This is a genomic window from Pseudomonas paracarnis (assembly GCF_904063055.1).
Lineage (GTDB): Bacteria > Pseudomonadota > Gammaproteobacteria > Pseudomonadales > Pseudomonadaceae > Aquipseudomonas > Aquipseudomonas paracarnis.
Genome location: NZ_CAJFCN010000002.1, coordinates 488,121 through 507,994 on the forward strand (window position 1 = coordinate 488,121; position 19,874 = coordinate 507,994).

Here is a 19,874-nt window from a genome sequence, read left to right on the forward strand (position 1 = left end):
GATCCACCGCTATCGCAGGCAAGCCAGCTCCCACAGTTGATCCGGTTCCGTCAGTGATGACGGTATTTACGGGACTACCGATGCTATTCAACCAAGCCTCACGCCTGGCCAAGATCAACAGCCCCCTCGGGCCGGATGTGCTGCTGCTCAACGAAATGGGCGGCGGTGAAGAGTTGGGCCGGCTGTTCAACTATGAGCTGCAACTGACGTCCCTGGACGCCAACATCGACCTGAACCAATTGCTGGGTAAACCGATGAGCGTCGGCCTGCAACTGGCGGACGGCGGCGAGCGGCATTTCCACGGGATCGTTGCCCGGTGCAGCCAGAACATCGACAAAGGCCAGTTCGCCAGTTACCAAGTCACCCTGCGCCCTTGGCTGTGGTTGCTCAGCCGCACCTCCGACTGCCGGATTTTCCAGAACCTGAGCATCCCGCAGATCATCAAGCAGGTGTTCCGTGACCTGGGTTTTTCCGACTTTGAAGACGCCCTCAGCCGGCCGTATCGCGAGTGGGAGTACTGCGTGCAGTACCGCGAGACCAGCTTCGATTTCGTCAGCCGACTGATGGAACAGGAAGGCATCTACTACTTCTTCCGCCATGAACAGGACCGCCATGTGCTGGTGCTGGCCGACGCCTATGGCGCCCACACCAGCGTGCCCGGCTACGCGTCGATCCCCTACTACCCCAAGGACGAGCAGCAGCGCGAACGCGACCATATGCACAATTGGCACCTGGCGCAGGAGGTGCAGCCGGGCTCGCTGGAGCTGAACGACTACGACTTCCAGCGCCCCAGCGCGAGCATCGACGTGCGCTCGGCCATGCCGCGCCCGCACACCGCCGGCGACTACCCGCTGTACGACTACCCCGGTACCTACGTGCAAAGCGCCGACGGCGAACACTATGCGCGCACCCGCATCGAGGCCCTGCAAACCCTGCATGAACAGATTGAGTTCAGCGGCAATGCGCGCGGGCTGGGCTCGGGCCATCTGTTCAGCCTCACCGGTTTCAGTCGCCAGGACCAGAACCGCGAGTACCTGATCGTCGGTTGCCGCTACTTCATCGTGCAAGAAAGCCTGGAAAGCGGTGGCGGTTCAGGCTCGGCGCAGTTTGAAAGCAGCCTGACCTGCATCGACGCCCAACAGAGTTTCCGCCCGCTGGCCAATACTCACCGCCCCATCGTCAAAGGCCCGCAGACCGCCTTGGTGGTAGGCCCCAAGGGCGAGGAGATCTGGACCGACCAGTACGGCCGCGTGAAGGTGCATTTCTACTGGGACCGCCACGACCAATCCAACGAGAACAGCTCGTGCTGGATTCGTGTGTCGCAATCCTGGGCCGGCAAGAACTGGGGCTCGATGCAGATTCCGCGCATCGGCCAAGAGGTGATCGTCAGCTTCCTCGAAGGCGACCCCGACCGACCGATCATCACCGGGCGGGTCTACAACGCTGAGCAGACGGTGCCCTACGACTTGCCGGAGAACGCCACCCAGAGCGGCATGAAAAGTCGCTCCAGCAAAGGCGGCACGCCGGCCAACTTCAATGAAATCCGCATGGAGGACAAGAAGGGCTTGGAGCAGTTGTATATCCATGCCGAGCGTAACCAGGACATCGTGGTGGAGGTGGATGAAAGCCACTCGGTGGGGCATGACCGCAACAAGAATATTGGGCATAACGAGACGGTGACCATTGGCAGTAACCGCCTGCGGGTTGTGCGCAATAACGACACGGTGATCGTGGGCGGTGCCAAGTCCGACAGCGCCGCCACGAGTTACACCATCGAGGCCGGCGAGAGTCTTCGCCTGGTGTGCGGCGACAGCGTGATTGAGCTCAAGGCTGGCGGCGACATCAACCTGACCTGTGGCTCGTTCAACCTGTTTTCCACCGGCAGCAGCAAGATCCAGACGAAGGGCAAGCTGGACATCAACCTGGGCAGCGACAAAGGCACTTCGCCGGGTGCCCAGGGCGTGCAAAGCACGATCAAGTCCGCCGTCGAGTCAAAATTCCCCGGTAAGCCCGGTGCTGGTCAATAACGAGATTTTGTCACCATGAACTACCTGATCAACGAAGCCCAATTCACCCTTCCCGACGCCGAGGTACAGGACACCTCCATCAATATCCTCAAGTTCGCCAAGCTGGGCACCACCCTGGTGGTGAGCCGCAGCCCGTTGGCGGACGGCGAAAGCCTGCAAAGCAATTTTGAAGGCCAGCTGAAAAAACTCGAGCAGCAGGTCAAAGATCTGCGCTATAGCCCTGCACAAGCGGTCAAGGTCGGCCCAGCGCAGGACATCGATGCGTTTGAAGTGCAGAACCACTTCAACAAAGGCAGCGACAACATTTACCAGTATCAGCTGGCGATGCAGATACCTGGCACCCGCAATCTGATTGCCCTGAGCTACGTCAAGACCCAGCCCCTGGGCCCTGCCGAAGCGGCACACTGGGCAACGCTGAAAAACACACTCCACTTCCTCGCCACGCCCTGAGTCGAGTCTGAGCAATGAGTGAGGATCTTTGGGCGGCCCGCGAAGGCGACGCACTGCTGCACACCTCGGTGATGGCCGATATTCTCGGCGGCGTGCTGGAAGTGGCCGCCTATGCGGCGCTCACCACCGTGGGCTGCCTGGCCGTTGCCGGGGCGGTGTTCCTCGCGACGGGTGCAACCATCGCCACCGGCGGTGTAGCCCTGGTGTTGGTGGTGGGCGCGGTCGTCGGTATTACCGCTGGCCTCACGGGGGCGGACTTGAAGATATCCAGTTGGTGCGAGTCCGCCGCCAACTGGGTGTTCCCGCCGGTGATCGATGCCTTCATCACCAGCGGTTCGCACAACGTGTTCATCAATGGCAAAAAGGCCGCCCGCGCCGCAGGCAAGATGACGGCTGTACCGGTCGCGCCCAGCGAGCCGGCAGCGCCGAGCTTCCTGGATATGGCCGGGGAGTTTTTCTCGCAGATGTGGCGCCCGACCGTCGCCTCGCCCGCCCCCGGCACCGAGCCGTGCCCGCTGGACACCGTGGCGTGCAACAAGCATCCGCCCATGCCCCTGCAGTTTATTGCCGAAGGTTCCAGCTCGGTGTTCATCAACGGGCAGCCTGCGGCACGCAGCGGTGATCGCAGTACCTGTGACGCCAAGATTGGGACGGCTGAGGGCCTGATTTCGCCGGATGTGCGCATTGGTGGTGAGACCATTGTGGTGCAGGAGATTCGTAGCGGGAAAACGCCGGGGGTGGGGCTGGCGATTACTGCCTTGTTGATGCTACGCGGCAATGTGAAGTGCTTTTGGAGCAAACTGCCCTGCCTGTTCGGCAGTGTGGTGGTAGGGGCTGGAGTCTCCTATGGCACCAGCAAAATAACCTCTGCGCTCAAGAGCGCCATGAACGGCTCCCCCAACCCCGTGCACAGTGCGACCGGCGCTAAGATTCTAGGTGATGAGGATGAACTGGATTTCGTGCTTCCTGGGCTGTTTCCCATCGATTGGCAGCGTTTCTACAGCAGCCTCGACGCACGGACCGACGGTCTCTTTGGGGCGGGCTGGAGCGTTGCCTATGAGGTATCGGTCGAGATCGATAAAGACGAAAACTTGTTTTATATCGATGAACAGGGAAGGCGCTTGGAGATCGGTTACATCCCTGCGTCCGGCGGAGCATTCGACCCAGTCGAAGGTCTTGCGGTCAGGCGCAGTGGTGACGCAGCGGTCTTGATCGAGAGTACCGACGGCCTGTATCGGCTGTTCGAACTCGACCCGCAGAACCACTCTCGAATGCGCCTGCAACTGCTAGGTGATCGCAATGAAGGGCGGATCTTCCTTGATTACGATGCCCAAGGACGGCTGTGCCGCCTGCGCGACACCCATGACTTGATGCACGTCGACCTAAGCTACACCGCAGAGCATCCTGGGCGTGTAAGCCATATCGAACGCCGTTACCTGCGCCAAGACCATTTCGATGGGCGCTGCGACGTGCTCGTCAGCTATCGCTATGACAGCAACGGCGATCTTGCCGAAGTCTTGGACGCCCAGGGCACGACCCTTCGCAGCTTTGCCTACGACAGCGGCAGGCGCATGACCGTGCACCGATTGCCGAGTGGCATGCGCTGCTTCTACCAATGGGCTCAAGTACCTGGCCCAGACGGCTCGGAATGGCGCGTCAGTCGGCACTGGACAGATGCGGGTGATGAATACACCTTCGACTACGACTTGGATGCGGGCATTACGCGCGTCACCGACGGGTTGAGGCGCGTCAGCACTCGGCATTGGAATCCGCAGTTCCAGATCACTCGCTACATCGATAACCTCGGCCATACGTGGCAGTTTGAATGGAGCGAAGATCGCCAACTGCTCGGTGCGATTGACCCGCAAAACGGCCAGTGGCGTTTCAACTATGACGCGTGCGGCAACCTGAGCGCCGTCATCGATCCACTGTCCAGAACCAGCAGCACGCAGTGGCTGGCGCATTGGGCATTGCCCGAGGTGGAAACCGATACTGCGGGCCACAGCTGGCATTATCGCTACGACCAGCGTGGTAACTGCATCGAGGAAATCAACCCCCTGGGCAACCGTACGCGCTATGTCTATGACGGTTTCGGCCAGCCGGTACGCATCATCGATGCGACCGAAAAAACCAGAACATTGCATTGGAACGAATGGAGCCAACTGGTCGAAGAAGTGGACTGCTCGGGTTATCCCACTCGCTATCAGTACGACGCCTTCGGCAATTTGGTGGTGCAGACCAATGCCGAGGGTGAATCGGTGCGCTATCGGTACGGTCCTCAGGGGCTACTACTGGAATGCCAGCTTCCAGATGGCCGCGTCGAACTGTTCCAGCGCAGCGCAAATGGTTATCTGACTGCCCACGTTGACCCTGCCGGCAGCACCACACGCTATGACTATGACGTTCGTGGCTTGGTCAAACAACGCCGGGATGCGCATAACCGTTCGGTGATGTTCGATCATGATGCCTACGGACGACTCCGCAAGCTGACCAACGAGAATGGCGAGAGCTATCGCTTTGAGTGGGACGCAGCCGACCGCATGGTCCAGCAGCAGGATCTGGATCAAAGCCGACGCTGCTACACCTACGATTCACTGGACGATATTGTTGCCGTGGACTATCTACCGGGAACAGAGGGCGAGCCGGTAGCGCCGTTGTCGCACCAGTTTCAGCGCGATCCTGTTGGCCGCCTGGTCAGTAAAACCACCGCGGACGGCACCACGGTCTATGAACACGACCTGAACGACCAGTTGGTCGGTGTCACCTTCACCGCCCTTGATGGCCGCCAGCAGCTACTCGGTTTCAGCTATGACGCGCTGGGGCAACTGCTTGAGGAGCAAAGCTCGGCAGGGTCTGTGCAGCATCGTTACGACGAGCTGGGAAACCTGGTTCAAACCGGCTTGCCCGACGGTCGATGGTTGAACAGGCTGTACTACGGTAGCGGCCACCTGCATCAGTTGAACATCGATGGAAAAGTCATCAGCGACTTTGAGCGTGATCGCTTGCATCGCGAAGTACAGCGTACCCAGGGCCAACTCAAAACGAGTACCGCATACGACCGAAGTGGCAGGGTTCGCTCACGACAGCGTCGCAGCATTGACCAGCCTTGGCAGTTGCCTCCCCTGGTCGAGACGGACTATAGCTTCGACCCCAGTGACAACCTGATCGGGCGACGTCGTATAAACCACCAACATGATCATCAAGAACATCTGGGTTACGACAGCACCGACCGAATCCTTTTAAGCCACCAAGTTGGCCGGACCGAAACATACGCCTATGACGCTGCGGCCAATCTACTGGACCGCCCAAATCAAGGTGGTCTCATACGACATAATCGCCTGCTCGTCTATCAAGACATACGGTATGCCTATGATGCTTTAGGAAGAATGATCGAAAAACGCAGCTCTGCTCGTGGCTTGCAGCGCTTTGCCTACGATGCGGAAAGCCGGCTGGTTGAAGTGCGAAATGAGAGCGGCCACGTGGTCAGGATGACCTATGACCCCCTAGGGCGGCGGATCGAAAAAACCGAACATGATTACAATGGCCGCCCGTTGGGCCAGACGAGCTTCACCTGGGATGGTTTACGTCTGTTGCAGGAGTTCAAACACAGCCAGACCAGTCTGTATCTATACGAAGGTGAAAGCTACGTGCCCCTGGCCAGGATTGACGGCATCGGCCCACTGCAAAAAACCCGCTACTACCACAATGATCTTAACGGACTGCCGGAGCGACTGACCGAGGCCGATGGGCAAATTACCTGGCGTGCGACTTATCAGGTGTGGGGCAATACCTTGGAAGAGGTGCGGGAGCCACATTACATTGAAGAGCAAAATCTACGATTCCAAGGGCAGTATCTGGATCGGGAGACGGGGCTGCATTTTAATACATTCCGGTTTTATGATCCCGACGTGGGGCGTTTTACAACGCCGGACCCTGTCGGGCTAGCAGGAGGTTTTAACCTTTATCAGTATTCTCCTAACCCCTCGGGATGGATCGATCCGTTGGGATGGGCACCGTGCGGCTCAACCACTGCTAAGCTTCAAGCGCATGCCAATGCAGCGAAGAAGGCTGTCTACAGTAACCCCCAAAGGTCATTGACCCCGAGGCAAAGAGCAGCGGTGAAACGAGCCTATGATAGAGGCGATCTCGGACAAGCACGTTCTCGCTATCGCAGGTATGTAGGGCAGAGAATTGATGCAAACTTCAAAACCAGAGTAAAAAATGATCCATCATTGGGACACCTGGAGGTATCGAAATCAGGGCAGCGTCTTCCCGATGTGTATGAAACTAAAACTAAAACCTGGTGGGACCTCACGACTAAGGCTGATTGGAAAAGAGGCACGCATCAGCGGCGTTATGGGGACTGGGGCAATGGTTATGAAGGAATATTATGGTGAATGACAAAATGCCATCATTCGTACTGTCAGGCATACAGCAAGACGGGCTTGTGTTACCTAAAAAAACGCGTTTTGAAAAAGAACGTGTTATCGATTGTAAATTAAAAGATGCGAAGCTCTCCGATCCGATTTTCGATCAGTGTATATTGGAAAGCTGCAGCTTTGAGAAAAGTGATTTTTCCGGTTCAAGATTTTTCAATAAGACCTTATTAGCCCATTGTCACTTCAAGACGGTTGACTTTCAGGCTTCAGGCTTCAGCAACAGCAAATTCGAGAACTGCACTTTCATAAAGTGCAACTTTCGAGAAGCGTCTTTGAAAGATTGCGAATTCAGCAACTGCATATTTACCCAGTGCAAGATCATTGACAACTCGTTCAATGCCAGCAAAATAAAAAACCTCAAGTTTTCGGGAAAATTACAAGAGGTAAGTTTCATATCCGAACCGCCCAACACCCCCCTTCTTGTTGATTTTGAATTGTGCAAACTGGATTGGGTAACGTTTACAGACTGTGATCTTGAGCAGATCATTCCTCCTGCAGATCCCCAGCACATTTTTTTCAAAGACGTGTCTGTTCGCGCCCGCAAAGCGCTCGCATTGATTATCTCTGAGCCAGAAAACCCGATCAATAAGTTATTGAAACGCCGTCTGCAAAAGCTCACAACGCAACGAGGCGCACTCTTCAATATCAAGAATCTTGAAGAGTACGAAGGGCCGGAATTCACCAAACAATTTATCGAGTTTCTTCAGGGCACTTAAAAACAGAGGGGCAATCCTGAATTAAAAGTTCTGATGATCGGAGCCAAAATTAATGACAGGACGCTAAAAATGGGCAGATCACTCAGATCAAAGTCGACACAAAAGTCAGATAAACCTGTCACCTTCATTGGTGCTCTTGCCCATAAAAAGAGACAACGTTATTTAAGCCAATAACGCTCGTCGCATTGCCTGCCCCACTTGTTAAATAAACACTATATCTCCCTTACACGCCTGGTGTTTTCTGCGATCTCTGATTCTGAACAATCTTCAATAAATTGATCATTTCATTTATGTGTTCCTGACGTTTTTCAATATTGTCCATACGAGATTCTTCAGTCGGCGCCACTGATGATTCGGCCGCTTCGTACGGTTCGTAAAGAAGTTTGAAACGTTTAGCGAGCTCCGGCATTTGCTCTTCGATTGCATCCATCGACGCCTCAAGGTTCTTCAGGCGCCCATCTGTGTCCTTAGGCGCTTGATCGCTCGGCTGCACCGCATTTGCTTCTGCTCCTAAGTTGAGAAAAATAAACAGGTTGGCCGTTGCCTCATTTTTTATTTCAGCACCGGTGAGGCGAGCCTCCATTTTTTGCTCTTTCGTCGCGGCAGGGTCTACGGTTCCAATCGTGCCATCTGCATTCTGTACTGGCGCTCCTGGCATCTGACTTTGCGCTGTAAATTTATTATGGAAGTAGTTAGACGTGAATTGCTGGCCGACAGTGAAGGGGCTGCTGATTATGTTGTTTGCACTGGCCGTTATAAAAGCATTACGCACACTGGCCGCTACTGATGGAGGGGCCGGCGGCAAGTTCTGGGGCTGACTCACAATGTTTTGCGCGGTGCTCACTACACCACTCGGAGTGTTCGGCACAGCCGTTGGTTTTGTTGGAGTAGGTGTGATTGGCTTAGGCTTCACAGTTGGCTTAGGTGTTACCGTTGGCTTAGGCTTCACAGTTGGCTTAGGTGTGGACACGGCAGGGGAAGATCCACCATTAGTTCCGCCAGTTCTAGGTTTGCCTGGAGTGTGAGGTTTGCCTGGAGCGCCAGGTTTGAATTTAAGATCTTCGGGGGCAGGAAGGTCTAATTGATCGGGTCCCAAATTATTAGCAATCGCAGCACCCATTTGCCTTTTTTTAGCAGCGATCTCCTCCGGGGTCGCTGCTATGCATTTAAATACCTGCTCGTCCGCGCCACTCGAAACGCCCTCAACGTTAGCGGTGGCTGCTCCGGCAGCACCCGACGCCGACGGAGCCTTCGCTTCTACTTTTTTCTCGTGGGGTAATTGGACAGGTGGAACAAAAGGCAGATCAAGAACTTTCATATATACACCTCTAAATGAGTTTAGAGAGCGCTCCCTGCAGTCTCGCGCTATATGTGTCCTGTCGTTTGGATGTAGTTCCACACTGAGTCAATATAGAAACTCTATAACATCGATTCGATCAATGGCTACTGTACTCACTTATATCTACGCAAGAGGCAACGTCTGTTGTGGTGGCAAAAATGCTTCTCTCGCACAATAAAAATGGGCACCCGACCCAGTCGGCGTGCCCATCTTCTTTACCGCCCCGCCTCCCTTCGAGACGGTACCGCTTAACTTACGGGTTGACGCTGTCTTTGAGCGACTTGCCCGGCTTGAACGCTACGGTGTTGCTCGCCTTGATTTTCACTGGCTCACCGGTTTGCGGGTTTTTGCCGGTGCGGGCGCCGCGGTGGCGTTGCAGGAAAGTGCCGAAGCCGACCAGGGTGACGCTGTCCTTGCGGTGCAGGGCGCCGGTGATTTCTTCGAGGACGGCATTGAGGACGCGGTTGGCCTGTTCTTTGGTGAGATCGGCTTTTTCAGCGATGGCGGCTGCGAGATCTGGTTTACGCATATGTGAAGCCTCTTTGACGGTTTTTTGTTGTTATGTCCGTGCTGCTCTCTGGTGGAGCAGCGCCAAGGCGCCGCAGGCTCTACTCTGCGGCAGACGGGAGTGAGGATGGCACGCCCTCGGGCGCCGCGCCAGTCTCGCGGCGGCCTTTCTCGGGGTATGAACGTGATGTTTGCGACAGAACGGGTGGTATTTACGCCAGTAACGGCGGAAGTTCTTTGTTCAGCGCCAGTTTTTCCATGACAGCGCTGCCGGTCAGTGCATAACCCAGCAGACGGCCGCTGGCATCGCGGCACAGGGCCTTGATGTCGGCACCCTGCCCTTCGACGCTCCAGACGCCTTCGGTGCCTCGTGGCGCAGGTGACACCACCAGCGGGCAGACCGGGGTTTTCACGGTGATGGGCATCGGCCCATAGCTCACCGCCGTGGCATTGCCAGCCAAGGTTTGTGCCAGGGCGCGAGCGCAGCTCATCAGCGGCATCACGTACAACAGGTTCAGGCCATCGACCTCGGCGCAGTCGCCCAAGGCGTAGATATTAGCGTGGGAGGTCTTGAGGTGACGGTCCACCATGATTCCGCGGTTGATTTGCAGGCCAGCGGCTGCGGCCAGGTCTACGCGTGGGCGCAGGCCGATGGCGGACACCACCAGGTCACAGTGGATCACTTCGCCGTCCGAGAGGTGCGCTTCAAGGCCATCAGCGGCGCGTTGCAGGCGATTGAGCACCGGGCCCAGGTGAAAGCGCGCGCCGATGCCTTCGAGCCCGGCTTGCACCGCGGCGGCCGCCGCCGGGTGCAGCAGGGTCGGCATGACTTGCTCACAGGGCGCGACCAGGTCGATTTCATAGCCGCCCAGGATCAGGTCGTTGGCAAATTCGCAGCCGATCAGGCCGGCGCCGAGCAGCAGCACGCGCCGTTTGCCAGCAGCAGCGGCACGAAAGCGTGCGTAGTCTTCCAGGTCGTTGATCGGGAAAATCAAATCAGCCGCATCGCCTTCGACCGGTACGCGCACGGTTTCTGCGCCCCAGGCCAGGACCAGGTCGCGATAGGTCACCGCTTCCTCGCCGATCCACAGACGCTTGTGGCCTGGGTCGATGCCGCTGATACGCGTATGGGTGCGCACCTGGGCCTTGAGCTGCTCGGCCATGGCGCCGGGTTCGGCCATGCTCAGGCCATCGGCTTCCTTGTTCTTGCCAAAGCCGGTGGAGAGCATGGGCTTGGAGTAGGAGCGTCCGTCATCGGCAGTGATCAGCAGCAATGGGGTCTCGCTGTCGAGCTTGCGAAACTCCCGGGCGACGTTGTAACCGGCCAATCCTGTGCCGATGATCACGACAGGTGCGTTCATTCCTTTCTCCTTGTAGTACGTTTCTTAAATTCGGGATTACGCGATTTCGATCATTTCGAAGTCCGACTTACCCACGCCGCAGTCCGGGCACAGCCAGTCTTCCGGGACGTCCTGCCACAGAGTGCCTGGTGCAATACCGTCATCCGGCCAGCCGTCCGCTTCGTTGTAAATAAGGCCACAGACGATACATTGCCACTTCTTCATTACGTGCTTCCTCAGGTTCAGGCGTGTTGGCCGGCGGTCGATGGATCCAGCGTTGCCGCGCGGCTCAGGGCGTTTTGTACTGATCGGGGCCGGCAGATGCAAGCACGTTCGACGCAAACGGCCGGTTTGGCGCGGCAAAAGTTCAGGGTGCCATGGTAAGCTCGCCGCCTCTTTTGCTGCCAATACTGACTCACCGTGCCGCACTCAATCGCCCTTCCCGATGCTTGCCAATGGCTGACCCAGAGCCTTCTGAGCCCCTTGCCCACGCCCTTGACCCTCAACTGGCTATTTGACGAAGGCTCGCTGACGCGACGGCTGACGTGGCTGTCCAACGAGGCTTTCAGCGTGACGCCGCTGTTCGAAGGCTGGCAACCGTTGCGCGATGATGAATGCGCCGCCCTGGACCTGCCGCCGGCCAGTATCGGCTGGGTACGCGAGGTGTATTTGCGCGGGCACGGCCTGCCTTGGGTGTTCGCCCGCAGCGTGGCGGCCCGCAGTGCTTTGCAGGGCGATGGCCTGCACATGGACGAGCTGGGCAGCCGTTCGCTGGGCGAGTTGCTGTTCTGCGACCGCGCCTTCACCCGCCAGGCCATTGAAGTGTGTCACTACCCTCGTGCCTGGCTGCCGACAGCGGACCAGGCCGATAATCTGTGGGCACGCCGCTCGCGCTTCGACCGCGGAGCGCTGAGCGTGCTGGTGGCGGAAGTCTTTTTGCCAGGTTTCTGGCGCGCGTTGCACGATCATCCGGAGAACTGCTGATGTACCAACGTCTGCTCAAGTCCTTGAACCGCCTGAACCCCAGGGCCTGGGATTTCATTCAGTTGACGCGCATGGACAAGCCCATCGGCATCTACCTGCTGCTGTGGCCGACGCTGTGGGCCCTGTGGATCGCCGGCAAGGGTTCGCCGTCGCTGATCAATATCGTGATTTTCGTGCTGGGCGTGGTGCTCACCCGGGCCGGCGGCTGCGTGATCAACGACTGGGCCGACCGCAAGGTCGATGGCCATGTGAAACGCACCGAGCAACGCCCGCTGGTGAGCGGCAAGATCAGTTCGAAAGAAGCGCTGGTGTTTTTTGCCGTGCTGATGGGCATCAGTTTCCTGCTGGTGCTGCTGACCAACGCCAGCACCATCCTGCTCTCCCTGGGCGGCCTGGCTCTGGCGGCGAGCTACCCGTTCATGAAGCGCTACACCTATTACCCCCAAGTGGTGCTGGGCGCAGCGTTTTCCTGGGGCATGCCGATGGCGTTTACCGCCGAGACCGGCCATTTGCCTGCCACCGCGTGGCTGCTGTACATCGCCAACCTGTTGTGGACGGTGGGCTACGACACCTATTACGCCATGACCGACCGCGATGACGACTTGAAGATCGGGGTGAAATCCACCGCCATTCTGTTCGGTGACGCTGACCGCGTGATCATCCTCACCCTGCAAGGCCTGGCGCTGGCATGCCTGTTGCTGGCCGGCGCGCGGTTCGAGTTGGGCGGGTGGTTCCACCTGGGGTTGCTGGCGGCAGCGGGCTGCTTTGTCTGGGAGTTCTGGTACACGCGTGACAGGGACCGCATGAAGTGCTTCAAGGCGTTCTTGCATAACCACTGGGCGGGGTTGGCGATTTTTGTCGGGATCGTGGTGGATTACGCGGTTCGCTGAGGATTCTGTGGTGGCTGTTGGGACGCCATCGCAGGCAAGCCAGCTCCCACATTTTGACTGTATTCGCAGATCAAAAAATTGGGAGGGGCTTGCCCCCGATGGATTCAGCAGCGCCGCAGACTTAAGGCTTGATGATGTGCCAGACGCTACCCTTGCCATCACCGGTCTTGTCACCGGCTTTCTTGTCGTCCTTGTAGGTGTAGACAGGCTTGCCTTTGTAGGCCCACTGGCTGGTCTGGTCGTCGCGGGTGATCACCGTCCAATCGCCGGTCTTGGTGTCAGTGGACTCTGCCTTCAGCGGTGGCCAGTTGGTCGCGCACTGGTCCTTGCACACTGATTTGCCATCAGCGTCCTTGTCGAAGGTATAGAGCGTCATCCCCTTGTGATCCACTAACATCCCGTCTTGGGTCATCGCCGGCTCTGCCGCAAACGCCAGGCCTGGCAGCGTCAACACCGCAGATACCAGCAGGGCTTTCCAGGAAACAGTGCTGTAAGTCATCGGAACCTTCCTTTGTGGTTGTCAGGATTCGGACCCAAAGGGTAGTCCAGAGTGCCGTTAATTGCCCAAGCGACTAAATTACTGTCACACGACTGCAATAATTCCGTTATCTAATGCGGCGCAAGACAGTTAAATGACAAGAGGATTGAGCATGGTTGGCAGGAGCATTCTGATCGTTGACGACGAAGCGCCCATTCGCGAAATGATCGCCGTCGCGTTGGAAATGGCCGGCTATGACTGCCTGGAGGCGGAGAACTCCCAGCAGGCCCACGCCATTATCGTCGACCGCAAGCCGGACCTGATCCTGCTCGACTGGATGCTGCCCGGCACCTCAGGCATCGAGTTGGCCCGCCGTCTCAAGCGTGACGAGCTGACCGGGGACATCCCGATCATCATGCTCACCGCCAAGGGCGAAGAGGACAACAAGATCCAGGGCCTGGAAGTCGGCGCCGATGACTACATCACCAAGCCGTTCTCCCCACGGGAACTGGTGGCGCGCCTCAAAGCCGTGCTGCGCCGCGCCGGCCCGACCGATGGCGAAGCGCCTATCGAAGTCGACGGCTTGATCCTGGACCCGATCAGCCACCGCGTGACCATCGACGGCAAGCCTGCCGAGATGGGACCGACCGAATACCGCCTGCTGCAGTTCTTCATGACCCACCAGGAGCGTGCCTACACCCGTGGCCAACTGCTCGACCAGGTATGGGGCGGCAACGTCTATGTGGAAGAGCGCACTGTGGATGTGCATATCCGCCGCCTGCGCAAAGCCTTGGGCGATGCGTACGAGAATCTGGTACAAACCGTGCGCGGCACCGGCTATCGGTTTTCTACCAAAGGCTGAGCCAGTCCCTTCCTCCCTAAACAGCTGACAAGGACGCATGTTTAAGTGAACCAGAACTGGCACGGCACCCTGATCCGCCACATGCTTCTGTTGATCACTGCCTGCCTGCTGGTCGGGCTGATCAGTGGCTATTACGGCTGGAGCCTGGCCGCCGGCATCGCGTTGTACCTGGGCTGGACCCTCAAACAATTGCTGCGCCTGCATGAATGGCTGCGCCAGCACAAACCCGACGAAGCACCGCCCGATGGCTATGGCCTGTGGGGCGAGGTGTTCGACAGCATCTACCACCTGCAACGCCGCGACCAACGGGTACGCGGGCGCCTGCAAGCGGTGATCGACCGGGTGCAGGAGTCCACCGCCGCACTCAAGGACGCGGTGATCATGCTCGACAGCGACGGCAACCTCGAATGGTGGAACCGCGCCGCCGAGACTCTGCTGGGCCTCAAGACGCCCCAGGACAGCGGCCAGCCGGTGACCAACCTGGTGCGCCACCCGCGCTTCAAGGAGTACTTCGAGCAGGACAACTACGAAGAAGCCCTGGAAATCCCCTCGCCCACCAACGACCGCGTGCGCATCCAGCTGTACCTGACCCGCTACGGCAACAACGAACACTTGATGCTGGTACGTGACGTGACCCGTATCCACCAGCTGGAACAGATGCGCAAGGACTTCGTCGCCAACGTCTCCCACGAGTTGCGCACGCCCTTGACGGTGATCTGCGGCTACCTGGAGACGTTGCTGGACAATGTCGATGAGATCAACCCGCGCTGGAGCCGCGCCCTGCAGCAGATGCAGCAACAAGGCTCACGCATGCAAACCCTGCTCAACGACCTGCTGTTGCTGGCCAAGCTTGAAGCCACGGACTACCCCTCGGATAACCACCCCGTGGCGGTGCAGAGCCTGTTGCAGACGATCAAGAACGATGCCCAGGCGCTCTCAGGCGAACGCGGGCAGCAGATCACGCTGGAGGCCGACCCAACCGTATTGCTCAAGGGCAGTGAAGGCGAACTACGCAGCGCCTTCTCCAACCTGGTGTTCAACGCGGTGAAGTACACCCAGGACAAGGGCAATATCCGCATTCGCTGGTGGGCCGACGAGCATGGCGCACACCTGAGTGTGCAGGACTCGGGTATCGGTATCGACGCCAAGCACCTGCCGCGCCTGACCGAGCGCTTCTACCGTGTCGATTCCAGCCGTAACTCCAATACCGGCGGCACCGGGCTGGGCCTGGCCATCGTCAAACATGTGCTGTTGCGCCATCGGGCCCGCCTGGAAATCAGCAGCGTGCTGGGGCATGGCAGTACCTTTACCTGTCACTTTCCGCCGGCGCAGGTAAACCGTTCGCGAGCGGTCGAGGCCGATGATTAAGTGGAAGTGAGCACGGCCCACTGTGGGAGCTGGCTTGCCTGCGATGGCGGCGGGTCAGCCAAATTATCGGTAGCAGGCAGACCGCCATCGCAGGCAAGCCAGCTCCCACACGGGTTCTGCGACACGACTTTGCAGCCCCGCCCGGCAGCGGGCACTAGGCAAGCGCCCCGTCAGCCGCTACATTGGCCGACTTGTGCCTGCCTTTCAGGCCCACCTGTCACCCCTTATTGAACACACGGAACCTGCAAAACCCCATCATGGACCCTTCCCCTGGCATCACCCTCGCGACACTCTTCGCCGATTTCGGCATGATTCTTTTTGCACTGATCCTGGTACTGCTCAACGGTTTCTTCGTTGCGGCGGAATTTGCCATGGTCAAACTGCGCGCTACCCGCGTCGAGGCCATTGCCCATAAGAACGGCTGGCGCGGGCAGATCCTGCGTACCGTGCACAGCCAGCTCGACGCCTACCTGTCGGCTTGCCAGCTGGGTATCACCCTGGCGTCCCTGGGCCTGGGCTGGGTCGGTGAACCGGCCTTTGCGCACATCCTCGAGCCGATGCTGGGCGCGGTCGGCGTGCAGTCGCCGGAAGTGATCAAGGGCGTGTCGTTCTTTGCCGCCTTCTTCGTGATTTCCTACCTGCACATCGTGGTCGGTGAACTGGCGCCCAAATCCTGGGCGATTCGCAAACCCGAGCTGCTGTCGCTATGGACGGCCGTGCCGCTGTACCTGTTCTACTGGGCGATGTACCCGGCTATCTACCTGCTCAACGCCAGTGCCAACGCGATCCTGCGTATCGCGGGCCAAGGCGAGCCTGGCCCCCACCATGAGCACCATTACAGCCGCGAAGAACTCAAGCTGATCCTGCACTCCAGCCGCGGCCAGGACCCCAGCGACCAAGGCATGCGTGTACTGGCCTCCGCCGTGGAAATGGGCGAGCTGGAAGTAGTGGACTGGGCCAACTCCCGGGAAGACCTGGTGACCCTGGACTTCAACGCCCCGCTCAAGGAAATCCTCGCGCTGTTCCGTCGTCACAAATTCAGCCGTTACCCGGTGTATGACGCGGTGCGCAACGAGTTCGTCGGCTTGCTGCACATCAAGGATTTGCTGCTGGAACTGGCGGCCCTGGACCATATCCCCGAATCGTTCAACCTGGCCGAATTGACCCGCCCATTGGAACGCGTATCGCGACATATGCCGTTGTCGCAACTGCTGGAGCAGTTCCGCAAAGGCGGCGCGCACTTCGCCCTGGTGGAAGAGGCCGACGGCAAGATTATCGGTTACCTGACCATGGAAGACGTGCTGGAAGTGCTGGTGGGCGATATCCAGGACGAACACCGCAAGGCCGAGCGCGGCATCCTCGCCTACCAGCCCGGCAAACTGCTGGTGCGTGGGGACACGCCGTTGTTCAAGGTGGAACGCCTGCTGGGCGTCGACCTGGACCACATCGAAGCCGAAACCCTGGCCGGCCTGATCTACGACACGCTCAAGCGCGTGCCGGAAGAAGAAGAAGTGCTGGAAGTTGAAGGCTTGCGGATCATCATCAAGAAGATGAAAGGGCCGAAGATCGTGTTGGCCAAGGTCTTGCTGCTGGACTGACTGCAAGCGCAGTGCTGTGTGTGGGAGCGGGCTTGCCCGCGATAGCGGTGGGTCAGCCAGCGCATCGTTGACTGAGAGATTGCTATCGCGGGCAAGCCCGCTCCCACATGGACTAAGCGTCGCCTTGAAGGGTCACGCACCCGGCACGAAATGCTTCTGCGCCGTGCCACGGGCGATCAGGCGGGAAATGTAGTCCAGCTTCTGCGCATCCTGGTCGATAAAGCGGAAGGTCAGCTGCAACCAGTCGCTGTCGGGCTTGGGCTCGTAGGCGACGATGGCGTGCAGGTAGCCGTTGAGCCGTGCGACTTCGGCGTTGTCGCCCTGTTCAAGGTCGAGCACGGCGCTTTCCAGCACCTGAGGCAGGACCTCGCCACGCTTTACCACCAGCAACGCTTCCTTGATGCTCAGGGCCTTGATCACGCATTGCTGGGTGCCGCTTGCGAGGCGCAATTGGCCCTGACCGCGACTGCCAGCCGGCGCCGCTGCGGCGGTGGCCTTGACTGGCGGTGTATTGAGCAAACCTTTGCTGGGCGCCGCCACCGCGGCCGGCTTGACCGCTTCGGGTTTGCCGCCGGTCAGGGCGCTCAGGGAGTCGTTGCCAAAGGCTGAGTTCATCTTGGTCGGCGCGCTGGCTATCAGCGCATCGAGGCGACCGATCTTGTGCAGGGCTTGCTTGACCTTGTTCAGCAACTGCTCGTTGGTGAACGGCTTACTCACGTAGCCGGAAACGCCCGCCTGGATGGCCTGCACCACGTTTTCCTTGTCGCCACGGCTGGTCACCATCACGAACGGCATGGCCTTCAGGTGCGCTTGCTCGCGGCACCAGGTCAACAGCTCAATACCGGACATTTCCGGCATTTCCCAGTCACACAGCACCAGGTCGAAGGTTTCGCGCATCAGGATGGATTGCGCCTTTTTGCCGTTCACCGCATCTTCGATCTTGATTCCGGGGAAGTAATTGCGCAGGCACTTCTTCACCAGGTCGCGAATAAACGAGGCGTCATCCACCACCAACACACTGACTTTACTCATCGACCCTTCATCCTATAAAAACGTCTGCAAAACGCCTGACTGATGGCATTTTGCCAAAACTCGCGGGTCACAGAAGGACTTTATGGCGCCTGCTGTGCAAAAAATTCAGATGCCACAAACGAAAACGCCCGGCCAGAGGCCGGGCGTTAATTTCTCGGGCAACCTTACTTATCGTCAGATTCGCCCGAAACATTAGGGATTAGATCAGCAGTCCCTTCAACTTCGGCTTTCATGCGCTTGAGGCCCATGTGCCGCACATCGGTGCCGCGCACCAGATAAATCACCAATTCCGAGATATTGCGCGCGTGGTCGCCGATACGCTCCAGGGAACGCAGCACCCAGATAATGTTCAAGACCCGCGAGATCGAGCGCGGGTCTTCCATCATGTAAGTGGCCAACTCGCGCAGCGCGGTCTTGTATTCGCGGTCGATGATCTTGTCGTACTGGGCCACCGACAACGCCAGTTCGGCGTCAAAGCGGGCGAAGGCGTCGAGGGCATCGCGCACCATGTTGCGCACCTGATCGCCGATATGGCGCACCTCCACGTAGCCACGGGGGGCTTCACCCTCTTCGCACAGCTGGATGGCGCGGCGGGCAATCTTGGTGGCTTCGTCACCGATGCGTTCCAGGTCGATCACCGACTTGGAAATGCTGATGATCAAACGCAGGTCCGAGGCCGCCGGCTGGCGACGGGCGAGAATGCGCAGGCACTCTTCGTCGATATTGCGTTCCATCTGGTTGATCTGCTCATCAATCTCACGCACTTGCTGGGCCAGGCCCGAGTCGGCCTCGATCAGCGCGGTGACCGCATCATTGACTTGCTTCTCCACCAGCCCGCCCATCGCCAGGAGGTGGCTGCGCACTTCCTCAAGCTCGGCATTGAACTGCGCGGAGATGTGGTGGGTAAGGCCTTCTTTGCTAATCATGTTGGCGTCCTTGGAGCGTCCGGTAAGGTGCGGAAAACCGCAGCGTCAGTGCAATCAGAACCACAGCTTCCTAGCCGTAGCGACCGGTGATGTAGTCTTCGGTCTGCTTCTTCGCCGGATTGGTGAACAGGGTGTCGGTGTCGCCGAACTCCACCAGCTTGCCCATGTACATAAACGCGGTGTAGTCGGAAACCCGCGCCGCCTGTTGCATGTTGTGGGTCACGATGACGATGGTGAACTTGGACTTGAGCTCGTAGATCAGCTCTTCGACTTTCAGGGTGGAGATCGGGTCGAGGGCCGAGCACGGTTCGTCGAGCAGCAGCACTTCCGGCTCTACGGCGATGGTACGGGCGATCACCAGACGCTGCTGCTGGCCGCCGGACAAGCCGAGTGCCGATTCGTGCAGGCGGTCCTTGACCTCGTCCCACAATGCCGCGCCCTTGAGCGCCCACTCAACGGCTTCATCGAGGATGCGTTTCTTGTTGATACCCTGGATACGCAGGCCGTAGACCACGTTTTCGTAGATGGTCTTGGGGAACGGGTTGGGCTTCTGGAACACCATGCCCACGCGGCGACGCAGCTCGGCCACGTCCTCGCCCTTGCGGTAGATATTGGTGCCGTAGAGGTTGATCGCGCCTTCCACACGGCAACCGTCCACCAGGTCATTCATGCGGTTGAAGGTACGCAACAACGTCGACTTGCCGCAGCCCGACGGGCCGATAAAGGCGGTCACACGCTGTTTTGGGATGTTCATGCTGACGTCGAACAGCGCCTGCTTGTCACCGTAGTACAGACTCAGGCCCGGTACTTCGATGGCCACGGTTTCCTGGGCCAGGCTCAGGCTCTGCTTGTCGCGACCCAGGGCAGACATGTTGATGCCGTGGGATTGGGTTTCGTGTTGCATGGGATGCTCCCTGT

The 19,874-nt window shown here is 58.6% G+C and carries 17 protein-coding genes; 9 read left to right on the forward strand and 8 right to left on the reverse strand.

Annotation, left to right across the window (positions count from 1 at the left end; all coding sequences use genetic code 11):
• Nucleotides 1-80: 80 nt before the first annotated feature.
• The 4 genes from JMV15_RS06875 to JMV15_RS06890 are packed head-to-tail and all read left to right on the forward strand — an operon-like array spanning nucleotide 81 to nucleotide 7,632.
• Nucleotides 81-2,027, forward strand: a complete 1,947-nt coding sequence (locus tag JMV15_RS06875; protein WP_014720503.1) for a type VI secretion system Vgr family protein — start codon at nucleotides 81-83, stop codon at nucleotides 2,025-2,027.
• A gap of 15 nt (nucleotides 2,028-2,042) precedes the next feature.
• The gene (locus JMV15_RS06880) at nucleotides 2,043-2,477 is read left to right on the forward strand and encodes a DcrB-related protein (RefSeq protein WP_014720504.1); all 435 of its coding nucleotides are present in this window, start codon (nucleotides 2,043-2,045) and stop codon (nucleotides 2,475-2,477) included.
• Between the two features lie 14 nt (nucleotides 2,478-2,491).
• Complete coding sequence (locus JMV15_RS06885) at nucleotides 2,492-6,874, forward strand: RHS repeat-associated core domain-containing protein (protein ID WP_038452012.1); 4,383 nt, start codon at nucleotides 2,492-2,494, stop codon at nucleotides 6,872-6,874.
• Nucleotides 6,871-7,632, forward strand: a complete 762-nt coding sequence (locus JMV15_RS06890) for a pentapeptide repeat-containing protein (protein ID WP_169855613.1) — start codon at nucleotides 6,871-6,873, stop codon at nucleotides 7,630-7,632. The genes JMV15_RS06885 and JMV15_RS06890 overlap by 4 nt, the downstream gene beginning before the upstream one ends.
• A 223-nt stretch (nucleotides 7,633-7,855) precedes the next feature.
• Here the strand turns inward: JMV15_RS06890 and JMV15_RS06895 are convergent, their stop codons facing one another.
• The 4 genes from JMV15_RS06895 to JMV15_RS06910 all read right to left on the reverse strand — a co-directional run bounded on the left by JMV15_RS06895 (nucleotide 7,856) and on the right by JMV15_RS06910 (nucleotide 11,043).
• Nucleotides 7,856-8,950 carry a type III secretion effector protein gene (locus tag JMV15_RS06895; protein ID WP_081339093.1) on the reverse strand — a complete coding sequence of 365 codons (1,095 nt, stop codon included), beginning with the start codon at nucleotides 8,948-8,950 and terminating at the stop codon, nucleotides 7,856-7,858.
• A gap of 274 nt (nucleotides 8,951-9,224) precedes the next feature.
• Nucleotides 9,225-9,500: an HU family DNA-binding protein gene (locus JMV15_RS06900; protein WP_003195589.1), complete on the reverse strand. Its 276-nt coding sequence runs from the start codon at nucleotides 9,498-9,500 to the stop codon at nucleotides 9,225-9,227.
• A gap of 190 nt (nucleotides 9,501-9,690) precedes the next feature.
• On the reverse strand, nucleotides 9,691-10,839 hold the full coding sequence (locus tag JMV15_RS06905; protein ID WP_019818134.1) for an NAD(P)/FAD-dependent oxidoreductase: 1,149 nt from the start codon (nucleotides 10,837-10,839) through the stop codon (nucleotides 9,691-9,693).
• 36 nt (nucleotides 10,840-10,875) lie between these two features.
• A complete protein-coding gene (locus JMV15_RS06910) occupies nucleotides 10,876-11,043 on the reverse strand; it encodes a rubredoxin (RefSeq protein WP_014720509.1) in 168 nt (55 codons plus the stop codon).
• 195 nt (nucleotides 11,044-11,238) lie between these two features.
• Between JMV15_RS06910 and JMV15_RS06915 the strand changes: the two genes are divergently transcribed.
• Both JMV15_RS06915 and ubiA read left to right on the forward strand, forming a co-directional pair.
• Complete coding sequence (locus tag JMV15_RS06915; RefSeq protein ID WP_014720510.1) at nucleotides 11,239-11,802, forward strand: chorismate--pyruvate lyase family protein; 564 nt, start codon at nucleotides 11,239-11,241, stop codon at nucleotides 11,800-11,802.
• On the forward strand, nucleotides 11,802-12,692 hold the full coding sequence (ubiA, locus tag JMV15_RS06920) for a 4-hydroxybenzoate octaprenyltransferase (RefSeq protein ID WP_014720511.1): 891 nt from the start codon (nucleotides 11,802-11,804) through the stop codon (nucleotides 12,690-12,692). Before JMV15_RS06915 ends, ubiA begins: the two co-directional genes overlap by 1 nt.
• Nucleotides 12,693-12,813: 121 nt before the next feature.
• Here ubiA and JMV15_RS06925 read toward each other — a convergent pair whose 3' ends face one another.
• Entirely contained in the window at nucleotides 12,814-13,191 is a 378-nt protein-coding gene (locus tag JMV15_RS06925; RefSeq protein ID WP_014720512.1) for a COG4315 family predicted lipoprotein, read from the reverse strand.
• Between the two features lie 151 nt (nucleotides 13,192-13,342).
• Here JMV15_RS06925 and phoB point away from each other — a divergent pair, with 151 nt between their 5' ends.
• The 3 genes from phoB to JMV15_RS06940 all read left to right on the forward strand — a co-directional run bounded on the left by phoB (nucleotide 13,343) and on the right by JMV15_RS06940 (nucleotide 16,998).
• Complete coding sequence (phoB, locus tag JMV15_RS06930; protein ID WP_003195617.1) at nucleotides 13,343-14,032, forward strand: phosphate regulon transcriptional regulator PhoB; 690 nt, start codon at nucleotides 13,343-13,345, stop codon at nucleotides 14,030-14,032.
• 81 nt (nucleotides 14,033-14,113) lie between these two features.
• Nucleotides 14,114-15,400 carry a phosphate regulon sensor histidine kinase PhoR gene (phoR, locus tag JMV15_RS06935; RefSeq protein WP_178123077.1) on the forward strand — a complete coding sequence of 429 codons (1,287 nt, stop codon included), beginning with the start codon at nucleotides 14,114-14,116 and terminating at the stop codon, nucleotides 15,398-15,400.
• Between the two features lie 257 nt (nucleotides 15,401-15,657).
• Nucleotides 15,658-16,998, forward strand: coding sequence for a hemolysin family protein (locus tag JMV15_RS06940; protein WP_003195620.1), 1,341 nt, complete (start codon nucleotides 15,658-15,660; stop codon nucleotides 16,996-16,998).
• A gap of 132 nt (nucleotides 16,999-17,130) precedes the next feature.
• Here the strand turns inward: JMV15_RS06940 and JMV15_RS06945 are convergent, their stop codons facing one another.
• The 3 genes from JMV15_RS06945 to pstB all read right to left on the reverse strand — a co-directional run bounded on the left by JMV15_RS06945 (nucleotide 17,131) and on the right by pstB (nucleotide 19,860).
• On the reverse strand, nucleotides 17,131-18,030 hold the full coding sequence (locus tag JMV15_RS06945; protein WP_019818137.1) for a response regulator: 900 nt from the start codon (nucleotides 18,028-18,030) through the stop codon (nucleotides 17,131-17,133).
• 164 nt (nucleotides 18,031-18,194) lie between these two features.
• On the reverse strand, nucleotides 18,195-18,956 hold the full coding sequence (gene phoU, locus JMV15_RS06950) for a phosphate signaling complex protein PhoU (RefSeq protein WP_003195624.1): 762 nt from the start codon (nucleotides 18,954-18,956) through the stop codon (nucleotides 18,195-18,197).
• A gap of 70 nt (nucleotides 18,957-19,026) precedes the next feature.
• Nucleotides 19,027-19,860: a phosphate ABC transporter ATP-binding protein PstB gene (gene pstB, locus JMV15_RS06955; RefSeq protein WP_003195626.1), complete on the reverse strand. Its 834-nt coding sequence runs from the start codon at nucleotides 19,858-19,860 to the stop codon at nucleotides 19,027-19,029.
• Nucleotides 19,861-19,874 lie beyond the last annotated feature (14 nt).

Bases quoted from the DNA above. Each gene is read 5' to 3' on its own strand.
- JMV15_RS06905 (WP_019818134.1), bottom strand. From the start codon at position 10,839: ATGAACGCACCTGTCGTGATCATCGGCACAGGATTGGCCGGTTACAAC.
- pstB (WP_003195626.1), bottom strand. From the start codon at position 19,860: ATGCAACACGAAACCCAATCCCACGGCATCAACATGTCTGCCCTGGGT.
- JMV15_RS06925 (WP_014720512.1), bottom strand. From the start codon at position 13,191: ATGACTTACAGCACTGTTTCCTGGAAAGCCCTGCTGGTATCTGCGGTG.
- ubiA (WP_014720511.1), top strand. From the start codon at position 11,802: ATGTACCAACGTCTGCTCAAGTCCTTGAACCGCCTGAACCCCAGGGCC.
- JMV15_RS06900 (WP_003195589.1), bottom strand. From the start codon at position 9,500: ATGCGTAAACCAGATCTCGCAGCCGCCATCGCTGAAAAAGCCGATCTC.
- phoU (WP_003195624.1), bottom strand. From the start codon at position 18,956: ATGATTAGCAAAGAAGGCCTTACCCACCACATCTCCGCGCAGTTCAAT.
- phoR (WP_178123077.1), top strand. From the start codon at position 14,114: ATGCTTCTGTTGATCACTGCCTGCCTGCTGGTCGGGCTGATCAGTGGC.
- JMV15_RS06945 (WP_019818137.1), bottom strand. From the start codon at position 18,030: ATGAGTAAAGTCAGTGTGTTGGTGGTGGATGACGCCTCGTTTATTCGC.
- JMV15_RS06895 (WP_081339093.1), bottom strand. From the start codon at position 8,950: ATGAAAGTTCTTGATCTGCCTTTTGTTCCACCTGTCCAATTACCCCAC.
- phoB (WP_003195617.1), top strand. From the start codon at position 13,343: ATGGTTGGCAGGAGCATTCTGATCGTTGACGACGAAGCGCCCATTCGC.
- JMV15_RS06880 (WP_014720504.1), top strand. From the start codon at position 2,043: ATGAACTACCTGATCAACGAAGCCCAATTCACCCTTCCCGACGCCGAG.
- JMV15_RS06875 (WP_014720503.1), top strand. From the start codon at position 81: ATGCTATTCAACCAAGCCTCACGCCTGGCCAAGATCAACAGCCCCCTC.
- JMV15_RS06885 (WP_038452012.1), top strand. From the start codon at position 2,492: ATGAGTGAGGATCTTTGGGCGGCCCGCGAAGGCGACGCACTGCTGCAC.
- JMV15_RS06940 (WP_003195620.1), top strand. From the start codon at position 15,658: ATGGACCCTTCCCCTGGCATCACCCTCGCGACACTCTTCGCCGATTTC.
- JMV15_RS06910 (WP_014720509.1), bottom strand. From the start codon at position 11,043: ATGAAGAAGTGGCAATGTATCGTCTGTGGCCTTATTTACAACGAAGCG.